Consider the following 17,255-nt stretch of genomic DNA (forward strand, 5'->3'; position numbering starts at 1 on the left):
ATGTGATCAGGTGTAAAAAAACACCGCAAGATCAGCGATAGCCGTTTGTCGGGACTGTCAGGTTTGACAGTAGAGCATGATGAAATAGTCAGATTTACTAATGTTGGCCTAACAAAGGCTGCACTTATATTTCGACTATTGTTGATCCCGATCCATGGAGCGATCATGAAAGATAAAGATGCTACTCCCGGCTCTACAAAAAACATCGAGAACGTCACTGAGAAAAATATTCTCACGAGCGAGGAGATTGATAAGTTATCCAAAGGTGCAAAAACCTACGAGGGGATTTTGATTGCGGATAATAGAGTCTATCGTGGGCAAATTAAATATACTTACTGGTGGGGTAATGACGGCGGAATGTTTTATTGCTATGCGTCCCACTACACCATTAATGATCCAGACGGTTTTAGCCGGCATAAGGCGAACATCCATTTCAGTTTTGATTCAAACCAGTGGTGGGGAATCGACTCTCCAGACAGCATGCGCCAAGACAATCAATGGAATCCTTGGCGCGTCGGAGGTTATATAGGGGCAAATAGACGAGCCCGCGTTTATGTCAGATTCGTTTTTGACCTTCCCTTCGCAGATGTGAGTGGAGAAAACTCCATTTATTATACGTACCCTTGACAGCAATATACTGTGTGAGGGGTAAGTCGAAGTCTGGTTGTCTTGCTCGACATGTAAGGAAGCAGTCAGGTATACGAGCGGCTGTTGTTGGGTTTGTGGTGTCGAAGCAGTCGTTCGATTTGTTTTTTATTTTTATAAAGTTTTTGTTAGAGTCGCGGGCCTTTTAAGGTTAGTGGTTGGGGCATTCAAGGCTATTCGCGTTTACAAGAGCTGAACCCGATATGGTCTAATGCCAATCAAATAATTCCTCGATATTAGCGGTAGTTTGTCTGGCCAATTGCTGGGTTGTGATGCTCATCAACTCGGCCAGCACCTCACAAATCGCCGGCAAATGCGCCGGGCTGTTGCGCTGACCGGGAAACATCGCGGGCGCCATGTCCGGCGAATCGGTTTCCAGCACGATCGACTCCAGCGGCAATTGCGCAATCACTCGATGCATGCGCAACGCCTGTGGCCAGGTCGGCGCGCCGCCCAGACCCAGTTTGAAACCCAGTTTGATGTACTCCCGCGCTTCTTCACGGCTGCCGGCAAAGGCGTGGATGATTCCCGCGCGTTTGAGCTTGAAGCGTTTGAGCGTTGAGATCACTGCCGCATGACTACGGCGAACGTGGATTAATGCCGGTAATTCGAAATCCGCGGCCAGTTGTAGCTGCGCCGCGAACAGCGCCTGTTGCCGCTCGCGGTCGAGGGTTTCGATGAAGTAATCCAGACCGATCTCGCCCACCGCACACAACTGCCGATGACCGCGCAATCGCGTCAGCCAATCTCCGAGTGCCGACAAATCTTCGGGGCGATGCTGATCGAGATACACCGGGTGCAGACCGAATGCCGCGTATAAATCCGCATCGCTCTGCACCAGATCCCACACCCGTTGCCAATTACCCTCATGGACACCCAACACCACCATCCGCCGCACCCCGAGCGCGCGGCTTTCGGCGAGCAACGCCGAGCGGTCGGCGTCGAAGTCGGGGAAGTCGAGGTGGGTGTGGCTGTCGATCAGCTCCACGGCTCAGTCCCGGTGAATACGCTGCTTGAAGGTCCGCGCAATGGCCTGCACGCCAGGCTTGTACTCCGACTGCTCGACAGCGGCCAGCGCCAGTTCCAGCGCCTTGTCGGCGATCAACTGGTGTTGCTGGGCCATGGCGTTGACCGGCAGCGGCAGGAAATCCAGCAACTGCGTATCGCCGAAGGTGCCCAGGCGCAATGGCCGCGATTTCAGCGGGAAGTCATGCAGCGCATCGAATACACCCTGCAACAGCACGTAGGAAGTGGTTACCAACGCGTCGGGCAAATGCCCCAGACGTTGCAGGAGTTCTTCCATCAGTTGCTTGCCGCACTCACGGCTGAAAGATTCGGCGTGTTCGACCAGCACTTCGCCTTTGAAGTCGACCAACGCCTCTTTGAAACCGGCGGCACGTTCCTGGCTGATGCTCAGTTCCGGACGCGCACCGAGCAGTACGATCTGCTTCGGTTGCGGATCAAGCAGGCTCTGGGTCAGGTGCAGGCTGGCCTCGCGGTCGTCACTGATCACCGAGCAGAAATGTTCCGGCTCCATGACCCGGTCGATGGCGATGATCGGCAGCCCTTTGGCCTGCAACTGCCGATAGCTATCATCGCCGGCGGGCAGGCAACTGGCGACGATCAACGCATCACAACGACGCGCGCGGAACAGTTGCAGCAACTGCCGCTCGCTGTCTGGCGCATCGTCGGAGCTGGCGATCAGCAATTGATAGCCGCGCGCTCGCGCACCTTGTTCGAGCAGCTTGGCGATCCGCGCGTAACTGGGGTTTTCCAGATCCGGCAGAATAAAGCCCAGCGTGCGCGTATGCCGACTGCGCAGCCCGGCCGCTTGAGGGTTTGGCGTGAAGCCGTGCAGATCGACCACCGCCCGCACCCGCTCGACGGTGGCGTTGCTGATGCGTTGCTGTTCGGCCTTGCCGTTGATGACGTAGCTGGCGGTGGTCACGGACACTCCGGCCAACCGCGCGATATCACTGAGTTTCAACCCGGGATTTCCTTGTTTTTTCGAGCTTGCCGCGACATTTTCGCCAATCCTACCCGATTAGGGCAGGCGACTATTGTCGCAGCGCATCCGACAAGTTGGACTTCAAGGATGGGACATTATCGAGTAACGTGCCGATCAATCTAGATTAAACGTTTCAGCAGGCGTATTTTCTACGTTTTAGACGTCTTTGGCCGGTTCTGCCGTGAAACCGCCAAAACTGCCGCTGAAAAGCAAAGCGGTAAAGCGCCTAAGCTGCAAACCATCCAAAACAATACCTGGCACTCATAAAGCGCCAAAAAGGAGATCGCATGCTCGAGCTCACTATAGAGCAGATATCCATGGGCCAATCGGCTGTGGATAAACCCGCTGCCCTGCAACTGCTCGCCAATCACCTGGTGGCCGATGGTCTGGTTGCCGACGGTTACCTCGCTGGATTGCAGGCACGGGAAGCCCAGGGCTCGACCTTTCTCGGTCAAGGTATTGCCATTCCCCACGGGACCCCGGAAACCCGCGATCAGGTGTTCGCTACTGGCGTGCGCCTGATGCAGTTCCCGGAAGGCGTGGATTGGGGCGATGGCCAGATCGTTTATCTGGCGATTGGCATTGCCGCCAAATCCGACGAACACCTGCGCCTGCTGCAACTGCTGACCCGTGCCCTCGGCGAGACTGATCTGGGCCAGGCCCTGCGTCGCGCCAGTTCACCTGAGGCGCTGCTGAAATTGCTGCAAGGCGCGCCGCAGGAACTGGCGCTCGATGCGCAGATGATTGGCCTCGGTGTCTCGGCCGACGATTTCGAAGAACTGGTCTGGCGTGGCGCGCGTCTGCTGCGTCAGGCCGATTGTGTGAGCAACGGTTTTGCCGGCGTGTTGCAGCAGGTCGAAGCGCTGCCGCTGGGCGATGGTTTGTGGTGGCTGCACAGCGAGCAAACGGTGAAGCGTCCGGGCCTGGCGTTTGTTACGCCGGACAAACCGATGCGCTACCTCGGTCAGCCGCTTAGCGGTCTGTTCTGCCTGGCCAGCCTCGGCGAGGCACATCAAGCGTTGCTTGAACGCCTGTGTGCGTTGCTGATCGAAGGTCGCGGCCATGAATTGGGCCGCGCTACCAGCAGTCGCAAAGTTCTCGAAGTGCTCGGCGGTGAATTGCCCGCCGACTGGCCGAGCGCGCGTATTGCCCTGGCCAACGCCCACGGTCTGCACGCGCGCCCGGCGAAGATCCTCGCGCAACTGGCGAAGAGTTTTGATGGCGAGATTCGCGTGCGCATCGTCGACGGTCAGGACAGCGCCGTGTCGGTGAAGAGTCTGAGCAAACTGCTCAGCCTTGGCGCCCGTCGTGGTCAGGTGCTGGAGTTGATCGCCGAGCCGAGCATTGCCGCCGACGCTTTGCCGGCACTCTTGGCCGCTATCGAAGAGGGTCTCGGCGAAGAAGTCGAGCCGCTGCCAGCAGTGAGCCAGCAACGCGAAGTCATCGCCGACATCGCCGAAGTGCTGCTCGCCCCGGCCTCCGGCAGCCAGTTGCAAGCAATCCCGGCGGCACCCGGCATCGCTATCGGCCCGGCACACATCCAAGTGCAGCAAACCATCGATTATCCGCTGCGGGGCGAGTCCGCTGCCATCGAACGCGAACGTCTCAAGCAAGCGCTCAGCGATGTGCGCAGCGATATTCAGGGCCTGATCGAGCGCAGCAAAGCCAAAGCCATCCGCGAGATCTTCATCACCCATCAGGAAATGCTCGACGACCCGGACCTCACCGACGAAGTCGACACCCGCCTCAAGCAAGGTGAAAGCGCCGAAGCGGCATGGATGGCGGTGATCGAAGCGGCGGCCAAACAGCAGGAATCGTTGCAGGACGCTTTGCTCGCCGAGCGTGCGGCGGATCTGCGTGACATCGGTCGCCGCGTGCTGGCGCAACTGTGTGGCGTGCAGACCGCGAGCGAGCCTGAACAACCGTACATTCTGGTGATGGACGAAGTCGGCCCGTCCGACGTCGCGCGGCTGGACCCGGCGCGTGTCGCGGGGATTCTCACCGCACGCGGCGGCGCCACCGCGCACAGTGCAATCGTTGCGCGAGCGCTCGGGATTCCGGCGCTGGTTGGCGCTGGCGCGGCAGTGTTGCTGCTGCAACCGGGCACGCCATTGCTGCTCGACGGCCAACGCGGTCGTCTGCACGTCGACGCCGATGCCGCGACTCTGCAACGCGCCACCGAAGAACGCGATACCCGCGAACAACGGCTGAAGATTGCCGCCGAACAACGTCATCAACCGGCACACACCACCGACGGTCACGCGGTCGAAGTCTTTGCCAACATCGGCGAAAGCGCTGGCGTGATCAGCGCGGTGGAGCAGGGCGCCGAAGGCATCGGTCTGCTGCGTACCGAACTGATTTTCATGGCCCATCCGCAAGCACCGGACGAAGCCACGCAAGAAGCCGAATACCGCCGCGTCCTCGATGGCCTCGCCGGTCGCCCGTTGGTGGTTCGCACGCTGGATGTCGGTGGCGACAAACCGCTGCCGTATTGGCCGATTGCCAAGGAAGAAAACCCGTTCCTCGGCGTGCGCGGCATTCGCCTGACCTTGCAGCGCCCACAGATCATGGAAGCGCAATTGCGCGCCTTGCTGCGTTCGGCGGATAACCGTCCGTTGCGGATCATGTTCCCGATGGTCGGCAGCGTCGAAGAATGGCGTCAGGCCCGCGACATGACCGAGCGTCTGCGCCTGGAAATCCCGGTTGCCGATCTGCAACTGGGGATCATGATCGAAGTGCCGTCCGCCGCGTTGCTGGCGCCGGTGCTGGCCAAGGAAGTCGACTTCTTCAGCGTCGGCACTAACGACCTGACCCAGTACACACTAGCCATCGACCGTGGTCACCCGACGCTGTCGGCGCAGGCCGACGGCTTGCACCCGGCGGTGTTGCAACTGATCGACATCACCGTGCGCGCGGCCCATGCCCATGGCAAATGGGTCGGCGTCTGTGGCGAACTGGCGGCGGACCCGCTGGCGGTGCCGGTGCTGGTCGGCCTCGGTGTCGATGAACTCAGTGTCTCCGGGCGCAGCATTGCTGAAGTGAAAGCGCGCATCCGCGAACTCAGCCTGACCCAGGCGCAAACCCTTGCTCAACATGCCCTGGCCGTGGGCAGCGCGAACGAAGTGCGCGCATTAGTGGAGGCCCTGTAATGGCCAAGATTCTTACCCTGACCCTCAACCCGGCACTCGACCTCACCGTCGAACTGCCACGGCTGGAGGCCGGTCAGGTCAATCGCAGCGACGAGATGCACACCCACGCCGCTGGTAAAGGCGTGAACGTCGCGCAAGTGCTGGCCGATCTAGGCCATCAACTGACGGTCAGTGGGTTTCTCGGCGAAGACAATCTGCAAGCGTTCGAAACCCTGTTCGCCAAACGCGGATTTGTCGACGCGTTTATCCGTGTGCCGGGCGAGACGCGCAGCAATATCAAAGTGGCGGAGCAGAGTGGGCGCATCACCGACATCAACGGCCCGGGACCGGTGGTCGATGCCGCCGCGCAGCAGGCGTTGCTGGAGCGTCTGGTGCAGATCGCACCGGGTCACGATGCGGTGGTGGTCGCCGGCAGTTTGCCGCGTGGCGTCACGGCGCAGTGGTTGCGTGAGCTGATCGAACGGCTCAACCAGCTCGGTCTGAAAGTCGCCCTCGACTCCAGCGGCGAAGCGTTGCGCGAAGCGTTGAAAGCCAGTCCATGGCTGATCAAACCGAACACTGAAGAGCTCGCCGATGCACTCGGTTGTGACGTGGTTTCACACGCAGCGGAAGCGCAAGCGGCGGCGCGTTTGCATGCCCAAGGCATCGAGCACGTGGTGATTTCCCACGGTGCTGACGGTGTGAATTGGTTCAGCGTCGGTTCGGCACTGCACGCCACGCCGCCGAAGGTCAGCGTCGCCAGCACGGTCGGTGCTGGTGATTCGCTGTTGGCCGGCATGCTTCACGGTTTGCTCAGCGCCGACACGCCTGAACAAACCCTGCGCACCGCCACCGCGATTGCGGCGATGGCGGTGACCCAGATCGGTTTTGGCATCAACGACGCTGCGCAACTGGCGCAGCTCGAACAGGGCGTGCGCGTGCGCCCCCTGACAGAACAATAAGAGGGTTTGTCATGAAATTAGCCATTGTTACGGCTTGCCCGAACGGCATGGTCACCAGTGTGCTGTGCGCGCGTTTGCTCGATGCGGCGGCGCAGCGTCAGGGCTGGAGCACCAGCGTTGAAGTGGTCGATGCGGCGCACCCCGAACGCGAATTGTCGGCGGCGACCATTGCAGCGGCCGAGTGGGTTTTGCTGGTCGCCACAGGCGCGGTCGACATGACGCGTTTTGTCGGTAAACGGGTTTTCCAGATTGCCCCGGCACAAGCGCTGCAGGATGTCGAAGCGGTGCTGCGTCGTGGAGCTGAAGAGGCTGAAGTTTACGTCGCCGGCGCTGCTGAACCGGTTGCTGATGCGCCGCGCGCGCCACGTCTCGTCGCTATCACTGCGTGCCCGACCGGTGTCGCCCACACCTTCATGGCGGCCGAAGCCCTACAGCAAACCGCCAAGCGTCTGGGTTACGAACTGCAGGTCGAAACCCAAGGCTCGGTGGGCGCGAAAACCCCGTTGAGTGCAGCGGCAATTGCCGACGCAGACGTGGTGTTGCTGGCAGCGGACATCGAAGTCGCCACCGAGCGTTTCGCCGGCAAGAAAATCTATCGTTGCGGCACTGGGATCGCCTTGAAGCAGTCCGAAGCCACACTGAAAAAAGCCTTGGCCGAAGGTGCGGTGGAAAGCGCTGCGGCTGACGGCAAAGCTCCGGCGAAGCAAGAGAAGACCGGCATCTACAAACACCTGCTGACCGGCGTGTCGTTCATGCTGCCGATGGTGGTGGCCGGCGGTTTGATGATCGCGCTGTCGTTTGTGTTCGGCATCACCGCGTTCAAGGAAGAAGGCACGCTGGCCGCTGCGTTGATGCAGATCGGTGGCGAGACCGCGTTCAAATTGATGGTGCCGCTGCTGGCCGGTTACATCGCTTACTCGATCGCCGACCGTCCGGGCCTGGCGCCGGGGATGATTGGCGGCTTGCTCGCGAGTACGTTGGGTGCTGGTTTTATCGGTGGCATCGTCGCCGGTTTCATCGCCGGTTATGCGGCCAAGGCGATCAGTCGATATGTCGCCTTGCCGCAAAGTCTCGAAGCACTGAAACCGATTCTGATCATCCCGTTGTTCGCCAGTCTGTTCACCGGTCTGGTGATGATTTACGTGGTGGGCAAACCGGTCGCCGGCATGCTCGGGGCGCTCACGCATTTCCTCGACAGCATGGGCACCACCAACGCGATTCTGCTTGGCGTGCTGCTCGGCGGCATGATGTGCGTCGACCTCGGCGGGCCGATCAACAAAGCCGCCTATGCGTTCTCGGTGGGGCTGCTGGCGTCGCAGAGTTATGCGCCGATGGCCGCGACCATGGCCGCGGGCATGGTGCCGCCAATCGGGCTTGGTATCGCCACGTTTATTGCGCGGCGCAAGTTCGCCCAGACTGAGCGCGAAGCCGGTAAAGCAGCGCTGGTGCTGGGGCTGTGCTTTATCTCCGAAGGGGCGATTCCGTTTGCCGCGAAAGACCCGTTGCGGGTGATCCCGGCGAGCATCGCCGGCGGTGCATTGACCGGTGCGTTGTCGATGTACTTCGGCTGCAAATTGATGGCGCCGCACGGTGGCTTGTTTGTGCTGGCGATTCCGAATGCGATCAATCATGCGTTGTTGTATTTGCTGGCGATTGTCGCCGGGAGTTTGCTGACCGCTGTGGTCTATGCGACGGTCAAACGCCCGGAAGCCGTCGAGCTGGCGCTGGAACCCGCCAAGGCCTGACTGACACCGCAAACCCCTGTAGGAAGTGAGCCTGCTCGCGATATCGGTCTGTCAGTGACATGAGTGTCGGCTGATACACCGCTATCGCGAGCAGGCTCACTCCTACAATTGGTTCTGCGGTGTGTCTGGTGTCATGTGTGTTTCATGATCGCGTGCTTAAGTTTTCCTTTTTTCAGGGAGAACACCATGAGCGATTTCAACCCCGGTCGCCGGCGTGTCATGCAAGTCGTTGGTGCCGGTCTGCTGATGCCAAGCCTGGCGCCGGCGGTGATTGCCTCGGTCAAGGATCGCCCGCAGTTGACCGACGGCGTGCAGTCCGGCGACCTGCAAGGCGACCGCGCGATGATCTGGAGCCGCAGCGATCGCCCGGCGCATATGGTGGTCGAGTGGGACACTCGCAGCCAGTTTCGCCATCCCCGCCGAGTGGTCTCGGCGCTCGCCGATGCGCGCACAGATTTCACCGCTCGGGTCGAGCTCACCGGGCTGCCCGCCGATCAGGCGATTTTCTATCGCGTGTATTTCAAGGACGCCCGCACCGACGTCGCCAGCGAACCATGGTTGGGTCACCTGCGCAGCGCTCCGACGGCGCGGCGCAATATTCGTTTCGTCTGGAGCGGTGACACAGTCGGCCAGGGCTTCGGCATCAACCCGGACATCGGCGGCATGCGCATCTACGAAGCCATGCGTCTGCGCCTGCCGGACTTCTTTATCCACAGCGGCGACACCATCTATGCCGACGGCCCCGTACCCGCGCAGCTCACGACTGAAAACGGTCGCATCTGGCGCAACCTCACCACCGAAGCCAAGAGCAAAGTCGCACAGACCCTCGACGATTATCGCGGCAACTACCGCTACAACCTGATGGACGAAAACATCCGTCGCTTCAACGCCGAAGTGCCGCAGATCTGGCAGTGGGACGATCATGAAGTGGTCAACAACTGGTCGCCGGGCAAGCAGCTCGACGAGCGCTATCAGGAGAAAGATATCCACACCCTGGTCGGGCGCGCACGCAAGGCGTGGCTGGAATACTCGCCGATGCGTTTGCAGGCTGCCGACGGCGGCGGGCGGATTTATCGCAAGATCAGTTACGGCCCGATGCTCGATGTGTTCGTGCTCGACATGCGCAGTTATCGCGGCGCCAATGACGACAACCTCGGCGCGGCGAAACCGTTCCTGGGGCGTGAGCAACTGAACTGGCTCAAGCGCGGTTTGAAGAAATCCAAAGCCCAGTGGAAGGTCATCGCCGCCGACATGCCGATCGGCCTTGGCGTGCCGGATGGCGAGGTCAGCCCGGGTGTCGCGCGTTGGGAAGCGGTGGCTAACGGTGATCCGGGACCGGCGCAGGGGCGCGAGGTGGAAATCGCCGAGTTGCTCGGCTATCTGCGTGCGCAGCAGGTGCGCAATTTTGTCTTCCTCACGGCAGATGTGCATTACTGCGCGGCCCATCACTATCACCCGGATCGCGCGGCGTTTCAGGATTTCGAGCCGTTCTGGGAGTTTGTCGCCGGGCCGTTGAATGCCGGGAGCTTTGGGCCTAATCCGCTGGACAAGACCTTTGGGCCGGAAGTGGTATTCGAGAAGGCGCCACCGGCGCAGAACACTTCGCCGTTTGCCGGGTTTCAGTTTTTTGGCGAGGTGAATATTGAAGGGGGGAGTGGGGAGATGAGTGTGGTGTTGCGGGATTTGAATGGGGTGGCGGTTTTTGAGAAAAAATTGCAGCCTGTCTAAAGATCAAAAACTACCCTCATCGGAACGCCGCCCGCCCAGCCCTCTCCCGGAGGGAGAGGGGGCCGACGGAGGTGTCTGGAGAGGTACGTCGACCTGAAAGACCGTGTCGATTATGAGATTGGATATAAAGCCTTTCTCGATTCCCGATTCGGTGAAGCACGTTCAGGTCGGCGTATTGCGTGAATCTCCCCCAATCAGTCCCCTCTCCCTCTGGGAGAGGGCTAGGGTGAGGGGCTTTTAATAGACATCACGCCGATATCGACCCTGCTCAATCAACCGCTCCACTTCGGCTGCCCCGAGAATGTCGTTAAGCACCTGATCAACCCCCGAAGCCATCCCCTGCAAGCTGCCACAGATATAAATAACCGCCCCCTCCGCCAGCCATCTCTTCAGCTCATCAGCCGATTCACGCAAACGATCCTGCACATAAACCTTCTCCACCTGATCCCGCGAAAACGCCAGATCCAGCCGCTCCAGATCACCATTGATCAACCACTCTTCCAGCTCCGCGCGGCAGAGGAAATCATGTTCGCGATTACGCTCGCCAAACAGCAACCACTGGCGCTGTTGACCATCGGCAATCCGCGCCTTGAGCAAGCTGCGCAACCCGGCCAGACCCGTACCGTTGCCCAGCAGAATCATCGGCACGGGTTCGTTCGGCAGATGGAAACCACTGTTGCGCCGCACCCGCAAACTGATGCTGCCGCCCACCGGCGCATGCTCGGTCAGCCAACCGGAACCGATGCCAAGGGTGCCATCGGCATGCTGTTCCTGACGCACGATCAACTCCAGCACACCGTCGGCGGCAATCGAGGCGATCGAGTATTCGCGCATGGCCAGCGGCACCATTGCATCGACCAGCGATTGCGCATGCAAACCCACCAGATGTGCGCGGTGCTCGGGCAATTGCCGCGACGCCAGCGCGACTTCCAGAGGTTCGTCGAGGCCGTTGATTTTTACTGTGGTCTCGCCACGAATGCCGAGGCCGTCGAGGAAGTGTTCGATGGCCCACGGGCAGTTGCGTGGCAGTACTTCGACCAGGTCGCCGGCCAGCCAACTGCTGGTGTTCGGTGCGCTCAGGCCCAACAAGTAAACCGGCGCACCGCTGCTGTCCGGGTTCAACAGTTCGCGGCGTGTCAGCGTCCAGTTGTCGTAGTTCGACGCTTGCCAGGTATCGATGGGGGCTTGCCCGGTGAGCAGGCCGAGTTGGGTTTGCCAATGGCGCAGCGCGTACGGATCGCCGCTGTCGACTTCCACCGGGGCGAACAGGGTCTTGCCGCCGTGTTCGCTCAGCCACTGATGCAGGCGTTTGGCGAAGCCGCAGAAGTGCTGGTATTGACGATCACCGAGGCCGAGCACCGAGTAATTCAGGCTATCGAGCGTTGCCGCCTTGCCCAGCACTTTGCGCTCGAACCCGCGCGCGCTGTCCGGTGCTTCGCCGTCGCCAAACGTGCTGACCACAAACAGCGCGTTGTTCGATTCACGCAGATCCTGCTCGCTGACATTGGCCAGTGGCTGCACCTTCACCGGCAATCCGGCTGCCTGCAATTGCCCGGCGGTCTGCCACGCCAGTTGCTCGGCAAAACCGCTCTGGCTGGCGAAGCCGATCAGCCAGGCCGACGCATCGCCCGCCGGTTGAGCGAGACCTTTACGCGTATCCCTGATCTGCTTTTTCTTGCGTCGACGATCGAGGTACAGCAGCCATCCGGTAATGAAAAACAGCGGCATGCACACCGCAGCCAGGGTGATGATGATCCGCCCGACCAGACCGAAATAACTGCCGACGTGCAGCGCATAAATGCTGGTCAGCAGTTGCGCCTTGAAGCTCTTGTCGGCGTAGCGGTCGACGCGTTTGACGATGCCGGTGGCCGGGTCGAGGGTGATCTGGTTCAGCGCGCGATCATGCGGCGAGCTGTCCAGCAGGTAGAACACCGTTGCCGGTTGGCCAGCGACGGCCGGCATACGGATGTTGTAGGCGGCCAGACCCGGACCTGCGGCGCTGTAGATGCTGCTCCACATCGCTGCGTAATCGGCGGTCGGTGCCGGGCCTTCCGGCGCCGGGCCGCGACCACCGCGCACGCGCTCGTTTTGCGGCGCGTCGGAGAGCAGTTTGGTCAGGCCTTTGTTGTACCACTCATACGACCAGGACAACCCGGTCAACGCCAGCAGCAGATAGACCAGCAGACACCACGTGCCGGCCACCGAGTGCAGATCCCAGTTGAAGGCGCGACCTTTTTTCTTCCAGTCCAGCGTCAGCCACACGCGCCAGCTGTTCCACTGACGTGGCCAGCGCAGGTACAGGCCGGAGAGGCAGAAGAACAACAGAATCAGCGTGCAGGCGCCGGTGATGTTGCGGCCGGTATCGCCCATGGCGAGGAAGCGGTGCAGTTGCAGCATCAGGCCGAAGAAATCCTGGCCGACGGCATCGCCCATGAAGTCGGCGGTGTACGGATCGAAATAGCGCATCTCACCGCGCCGTTCACCCTTGGGCGGGGTGAAGAAGACTTTCGCCGCGTTGCCGCTGTCGGTTTCGACCCAGAGCATCGAAACCTTTTTGCCCGACGTGGCTTCTATGCGCTCGACCAGTTCGACGGGCGGCAGCACGCCGGCGACTTGTTTTTCCACCTGCAGAACGGAAGGATTCAGCGCCCGCAGGATTTCGTCCTGAAACGAATAGGCCGCGCCGGTGATGCCCATCAACGCCAGCACCAGGCCTGCGGTGATGCCAAAAAACCAGTGCAACTGGAACAGGGTTTTCTTCAACACGTCACTCGCCGTCCATTCGGAAATTGTCTTCACGGCGCGCATTATGCCGTGGGTTATCGAGAAGCGTTCTTTCTTACGCACAAAAGCCCCGTTCAATTGAATGAACGGGGCCCACTGTTTTTTGTAGGAGTTGCCGAAGGCTGCGATCTTTTGATTTTTTTTCAGAATCAAAAGCAAGATCAACAGATCGCAGCGTGCCGCAGCTCCTACAGGGTCAGAAGTGGAAGTTGGTGCTCAACAATGCCGTACGGCCCGCCGCCTGGTTGGCGAAGTGGGTCGAGAAGGCTTTGTCGTAGTAGGTTTCGTTGGTCAGGTTCTGCACGTTGAGTTGCAGGTCGACGTTCTTGGTCAGCTTGTACGCGGCCATCGCGTCGTAGCGAACATACGAGTCAACCATGGTGGTGTTGGCCACGCTGCCGTACACGTCGTCGACGTAGAACGCACCGCCACCGATAGTGAGCTTCGGCGTGACCTGGTAAGTGGTCCACAGGCTGGCGCTGTTTTTCGGCGTGTTAGGCAGCTCGTTGCCATCGTTGGCCCGGCCCAGTGGACCGCCATCGACTTGTTCGCTGTCCATGAAGGCGTAACCGGCGAACACTTGCCACTTGTCGGTGATCTTGCCGCTGGCCGACAGCTCGACACCTTGCACACGGGTCTTGCCGGCGTTTTCGTACGAGGTGGTGTCGACTTGCACACGAGCGTTTTCTTTCTCGGTGCGGAAGATGTCAGCGGTCAGCGACAAGCGATCGTTGAGCAGATCCCACTTGGTGCCGATTTCATAGTTTTTGGTGGTTTCCGGCTCCATGTCGCTGCTCAGCAAGTTGCCGCTGCGATCCGGGGTGCCGCCCAACGGGTTGCCTTCCTGACCTTCGCCCAAGGTGTTGCCCGGTGGCGTGGCCGAGGTGGCGTAGGAAGCGTAAATGCTGCCGTTTTCCGCAGGCTTGTAGACGACGCCGAACTGACCGGTGACGAACTCGCTGGTGTCATCGCCCTTGGACGTGGTGGTGCCAGCGGCGTTGTAGGTCTTGTAGTCGGTGTCGAAGTGGTCGTAACGCAGGCCCATGTTCACCAGCCACTGCTCGTTCAGCTCCAGGGTGTCGAACACATACAGCGCGTAGGTGTTGGCCTGGGTGTCGGTGCCGGCGTAGTTGCGCGAGATTGCGCCGTTCCACGGATCGTTCGGGTTCGGGTTCGACAGCGAGGTGCAGTTGTAGCCACTGGCTGCGCCGATCAGGCCCGGGTTGCAGTTAGTGGTCACTGCGCTGGTGCGCGGCGTGGTGTCGGTGTTGACGTTATACGAAGACTTCTGGCTTTCCTCACGGGTGTACTCGACGCCGGTGGAGAAGCTGTTCTTGAAGCCGGCGACGTAGAAATTGCCGAACAGGTCAGTCTGGTTGGTGGTGGTTTCGGTGTTGCTCACCCGCGTATTGGCACGACGCCAGAGGCTGCCATTGTTGACGTTGCCCTTGCTGTCGTCCGGCTGGGTCAGGATGTAATCCTGCATGCTGCTGCCGTGGCGCAGGGTGTTCTTGATCGTCAGCGAATCGCTCAGGTCATGCTCGATGGCGAAGGTCGCAGTGTCGGTGCGGCCCTTGCGGAAGTCGCGATCCAGACCGTAGAAATTGCTGTGGTCACCGCCGGCGTACGGCTTGTCCGGATTGGACTTGGTGCGTGCCGCCGAACCGCCGGTTGGAATGGTGTACGGCACGCCCGAATCCGGAGTGTCGTTGCTTTCGAGATGGTAGTAGTCGAGGTTGACGCGGGTGTCGGTGCCCAAGCCAAAGGCCAGGGATGGGGCGATACCCCAACGGTCGTAATCGACCTTGTCGCGACCGGCGACGTTGCTCTCGTGGCTCATCAGGTTCAGACGGCCAGCGGCGGTGTCGCTGAACTGATAGTTGCCGTCGAGGGTGTAACGCTGGGTCTGATCGGAACCCCAGGTGAAACCACCATCGAACGAGTTGCCCAGGTGCGCTTTCTTGCTCACCAGGTTGATGCTGCCGCCTGCCGCGCCGCGACCGCCGATGGCAGAGTTCGGGCCCTTACTGACTTCAATGTTTTCCACGGCGAAGATCTCGCGGCTCTGCGAACCGGTGTCGCGCACGCCGTCGAGGTAGGTGTCGCCCTGCGCGTCGAAACCACGAATGAACGGACGGTCGCCCTGTGGGTTGCCGCCTTCACCGGCGCCGAAGGTGATGCCCGGCACGGTGCGCAGCGCGTCCTGCATGTTCAGCGCGCCGGTGTCTTTCAGAACCTGCTGTGGAATAACGGTGACCGAGCGCGGCGTGTCGACCAGCGGCGCGGTGTACTTGGGCGAGGAGGCTTTTTCGACCTGGTAGGACGTCGAGTCCTGGGCTTCGCCGGTGATGGCGGTGGCGTCCAGGGCGATGGCATTGCCGGCGGCTTTGCTGTCGGTTTTTTCCGCGGCGAAGACCATCTGGCCAGCGGAGCCGGCGGTGATTGCCACACCGATTGCAGAGGCGAGCAGACGTGGTGAACTGACCGGTAATTGTGCGTGTTGACGTGCCATTTTTATTCCCCTCCCCAAGGATTTGAGGCGGCGGAATATAGGGTAAACAGGTATTCGTATCAATTGCGAAACATTGTTATTCGCACTGAATTTACATTCTTTACAATTTAACCTTACGGTTTTTGCCAGTTCATTCGTCTCTCGGGTTTTACAGAGACAATAAGAATCAATACCATTGCCGCCTCTTTGCCATCAGGTGTCATTGCCATGCTGTTGCACATCCCCGGGCTGTTCGCGAAAGACGAAGTGCAGCGCATCCGCGAGGCACTGGAGCAGGCCGATTGGGCCGATGGCAAGATCACCGCCGGCTTTCAATCGGCCAAGGCCAAGCACAATCTGCAACTGCCAGAAGGTCATCCGCTGGCCAAGGAAATCGGCGCGGCAATGCTTGAACGGCTGTGGAAAAATCCGCTGTTCATGTCCGCCGCGCTGCCGCACAAAGTCTTCCCGCCGTTAGTGAACTGTTACACGGCCGGTGGCAGCTTCGATTTCCACATCGACAACGCCGTGCGCCAGCCCAAGGGCAGCATCGAGCGCGTGCGCACCGATCTGTCGGCGACGTTGTTTTTCAGCGAGCCTGCGGATTACGACGGCGGCGAGCTGGAAATCCAGGACACCTATGGCACCCAGCGGGTGAAGTTGCCGGCCGGCGACATGGTGTTGTACCCGGGCACCAGCCTGCACAAGGTCAATGCGGTCACTCGCGGTGCGCGTTATGCGTCGTTTTTCTGGACACAGAGTCTGGTGCGCGAGGACAGCCAGCGTGCGTTGCTGTTCGAGATGGACGGGGCGATTCAGCAACTGACTCAAGACCTGCCTGATCACCCTTCGCTGATCCGCCTCACCGGCACCTATCACAACTTGCTGCGGCGCTGGGTCGAGGTATGAGTTTCCAGCTGCGCCGCGAGGAAGTCCTCGACGGCGAACAACTTAGCGCCATGCTCGGCGAAAGTCCGGCCCGTGCTGCGCAGGCGATTTTGCTGGCGGCGGGGGAGGGCGAAGTTGAAGCGCAGGCGTTGCTCGGACAAATCCTGCTCGACGGCCAAGGCGTCGCCCAGGATCAAGCGCTGGCGCTACGCTGGTTCGGCATCGCCGCCGGGCGCGGGCATCTGATGGCGCGCAACATGCTTGGACGCTGTCATGAGCATGGCTGGGGGATTACCGCCGATGCTTCGATCGCTGCGCAGCACTACCGGATTGCAGCGAATGCCGGGCTGGATTGGGCGATGTACAACCTCGCCAATCTGCTGGCGACCGGGCGGGGAGTGGCGGTGGATCATCAACAGGCGTTGGCGCTGTATCGGCGCGCGGCTGAATTGGGCCATGCGAAGTCGATGAATCTGTTTGGGCGGTATCTGGAAGACGGGCAGGAGTGCCCGGCGAATCCGGTTGCGGCGCGCGATTGGTATCGGCGTTCGGCCGAGGGTGGGGATTTTCGTGGGCAGTTCAGTTTCGCTGCAGTTTTAGCGGATGAGGGGCGGATTGATCAGGCGGTCGATTGGCTTGAGAAAGCTTTGGTCGGCGGCAATCTGAATTTCTTGCGGGTGGCGAGTCAGACGCTGTCAGGTGCGACAGATCCCAGGATTCAGGCGTTGGCTGAGCGGTATGCGCATCGGTGCAGTGGTCTAATTTCCCCGGACACCCCGATAGGTGGAAAATACATCTATCGAGGAGTTATTCATGACTAAAAAACGCAGGGCATTCGACGACAGCTTCAAGCTGCAAGTCGTGAAGATGATCAAG

The 17,255-nt window shown here is 60.4% G+C and carries 11 protein-coding genes; 7 read left to right on the top strand and 4 right to left on the bottom strand.

What is annotated here, in order from left to right; genetic code table 11:
- The first annotated feature begins 165 nt into the window (after window positions 1-165).
- Window positions 166-627 (top strand): hypothetical protein, encoded by a 462-nt coding sequence (locus tag CKW38_RS26010; RefSeq protein ID WP_007915281.1) that lies wholly within the window; start codon window positions 166-168, stop codon window positions 625-627.
- A 226-nt stretch (window positions 628-853) separates the two neighbouring features.
- Here CKW38_RS26010 and CKW38_RS26015 read toward each other — a convergent pair whose 3' ends face one another.
- Complete coding sequence (locus CKW38_RS26015; RefSeq protein WP_095114222.1) at window positions 854-1,633, bottom strand: TatD family hydrolase; 780 nt, start codon at window positions 1,631-1,633, stop codon at window positions 854-856.
- Window positions 1,634-1,636: 3 nt separating this feature from the next.
- Window positions 1,637-2,632: a catabolite repressor/activator gene (gene cra / locus CKW38_RS26020; protein WP_095114223.1), complete on the bottom strand. Its 996-nt coding sequence runs from the start codon at window positions 2,630-2,632 to the stop codon at window positions 1,637-1,639.
- A 308-nt stretch (window positions 2,633-2,940) separates the two neighbouring features.
- On the opposite strand from cra, the gene ptsP reads away from it, so the two are divergent.
- From ptsP to CKW38_RS26040, 4 genes are all read left to right on the top strand, one after another.
- Window positions 2,941-5,802, top strand: coding sequence for a phosphoenolpyruvate--protein phosphotransferase (ptsP, locus tag CKW38_RS26025; RefSeq protein ID WP_095114224.1), 2,862 nt, complete (start codon window positions 2,941-2,943; stop codon window positions 5,800-5,802).
- Window positions 5,802-6,743 (top strand): 1-phosphofructokinase, encoded by a 942-nt coding sequence (pfkB, locus tag CKW38_RS26030; protein WP_095114225.1) that lies wholly within the window; start codon window positions 5,802-5,804, stop codon window positions 6,741-6,743. The genes ptsP and pfkB overlap by 1 nt, the downstream gene beginning before the upstream one ends.
- 11 nt (window positions 6,744-6,754) lie before the next feature.
- Window positions 6,755-8,488: a PTS fructose-like transporter subunit IIB gene (locus CKW38_RS26035; RefSeq protein ID WP_095114226.1), complete on the top strand. Its 1,734-nt coding sequence runs from the start codon at window positions 6,755-6,757 to the stop codon at window positions 8,486-8,488.
- Between the two features lie 186 nt (window positions 8,489-8,674).
- Window positions 8,675-10,216, top strand: a complete 1,542-nt coding sequence (locus tag CKW38_RS26040) for an alkaline phosphatase (RefSeq protein ID WP_095114227.1) — start codon at window positions 8,675-8,677, stop codon at window positions 10,214-10,216.
- Window positions 10,217-10,453: 237 nt separating this feature from the next.
- Here the strand turns inward: CKW38_RS26040 and CKW38_RS26045 are convergent, their stop codons facing one another.
- Complete coding sequence (locus tag CKW38_RS26045) at window positions 10,454-12,982, bottom strand: sulfite reductase flavoprotein subunit alpha (RefSeq protein ID WP_095114232.1); 2,529 nt, start codon at window positions 12,980-12,982, stop codon at window positions 10,454-10,456.
- A gap of 214 nt (window positions 12,983-13,196) precedes the next feature.
- Complete coding sequence (locus CKW38_RS26050; protein WP_095114228.1) at window positions 13,197-15,512, bottom strand: TonB-dependent siderophore receptor; 2,316 nt, start codon at window positions 15,510-15,512, stop codon at window positions 13,197-13,199.
- 207 nt (window positions 15,513-15,719) lie between these two features.
- Here CKW38_RS26050 and CKW38_RS26055 point away from each other — a divergent pair, with 207 nt between their 5' ends.
- Together CKW38_RS26055 and CKW38_RS26060 are read left to right on the top strand one after the other, a co-directional pair.
- Window positions 15,720-16,400, top strand: a complete 681-nt coding sequence (locus CKW38_RS26055) for a Fe2+-dependent dioxygenase (RefSeq protein ID WP_007915302.1) — start codon at window positions 15,720-15,722, stop codon at window positions 16,398-16,400.
- Window positions 16,397-17,200 (top strand): tetratricopeptide repeat protein, encoded by an 804-nt coding sequence (locus tag CKW38_RS26060; RefSeq protein WP_095114229.1) that lies wholly within the window; start codon window positions 16,397-16,399, stop codon window positions 17,198-17,200. Before CKW38_RS26055 ends, CKW38_RS26060 begins: the two co-directional genes overlap by 4 nt.
- Window positions 17,201-17,255 lie beyond the last annotated feature (55 nt).

It is taken from the genome of Pseudomonas sp. Irchel 3H7, assembly GCF_900187605.1.
Classification (GTDB): domain Bacteria; phylum Pseudomonadota; class Gammaproteobacteria; order Pseudomonadales; family Pseudomonadaceae; genus Aquipseudomonas.

Coding starts and splice junctions, on each gene's coding strand:
- CKW38_RS26010 (WP_007915281.1), top strand. CDS start 166: ATGAAAGATAAAGATGCTACTCCCGGCTCTACAAAAAACATCGAGAAC.
- ptsP (WP_095114224.1), top strand. CDS start 2,941: ATGCTCGAGCTCACTATAGAGCAGATATCCATGGGCCAATCGGCTGTG.
- pfkB (WP_095114225.1), top strand. CDS start 5,802: ATGGCCAAGATTCTTACCCTGACCCTCAACCCGGCACTCGACCTCACC.
- CKW38_RS26035 (WP_095114226.1), top strand. CDS start 6,755: ATGAAATTAGCCATTGTTACGGCTTGCCCGAACGGCATGGTCACCAGT.
- CKW38_RS26040 (WP_095114227.1), top strand. CDS start 8,675: ATGAGCGATTTCAACCCCGGTCGCCGGCGTGTCATGCAAGTCGTTGGT.
- CKW38_RS26050 (WP_095114228.1), bottom strand. CDS start 15,512: ATGGCACGTCAACACGCACAATTACCGGTCAGTTCACCACGTCTGCTC.
- CKW38_RS26055 (WP_007915302.1), top strand. CDS start 15,720: ATGCTGTTGCACATCCCCGGGCTGTTCGCGAAAGACGAAGTGCAGCGC.
- CKW38_RS26060 (WP_095114229.1), top strand. CDS start 16,397: ATGAGTTTCCAGCTGCGCCGCGAGGAAGTCCTCGACGGCGAACAACTT.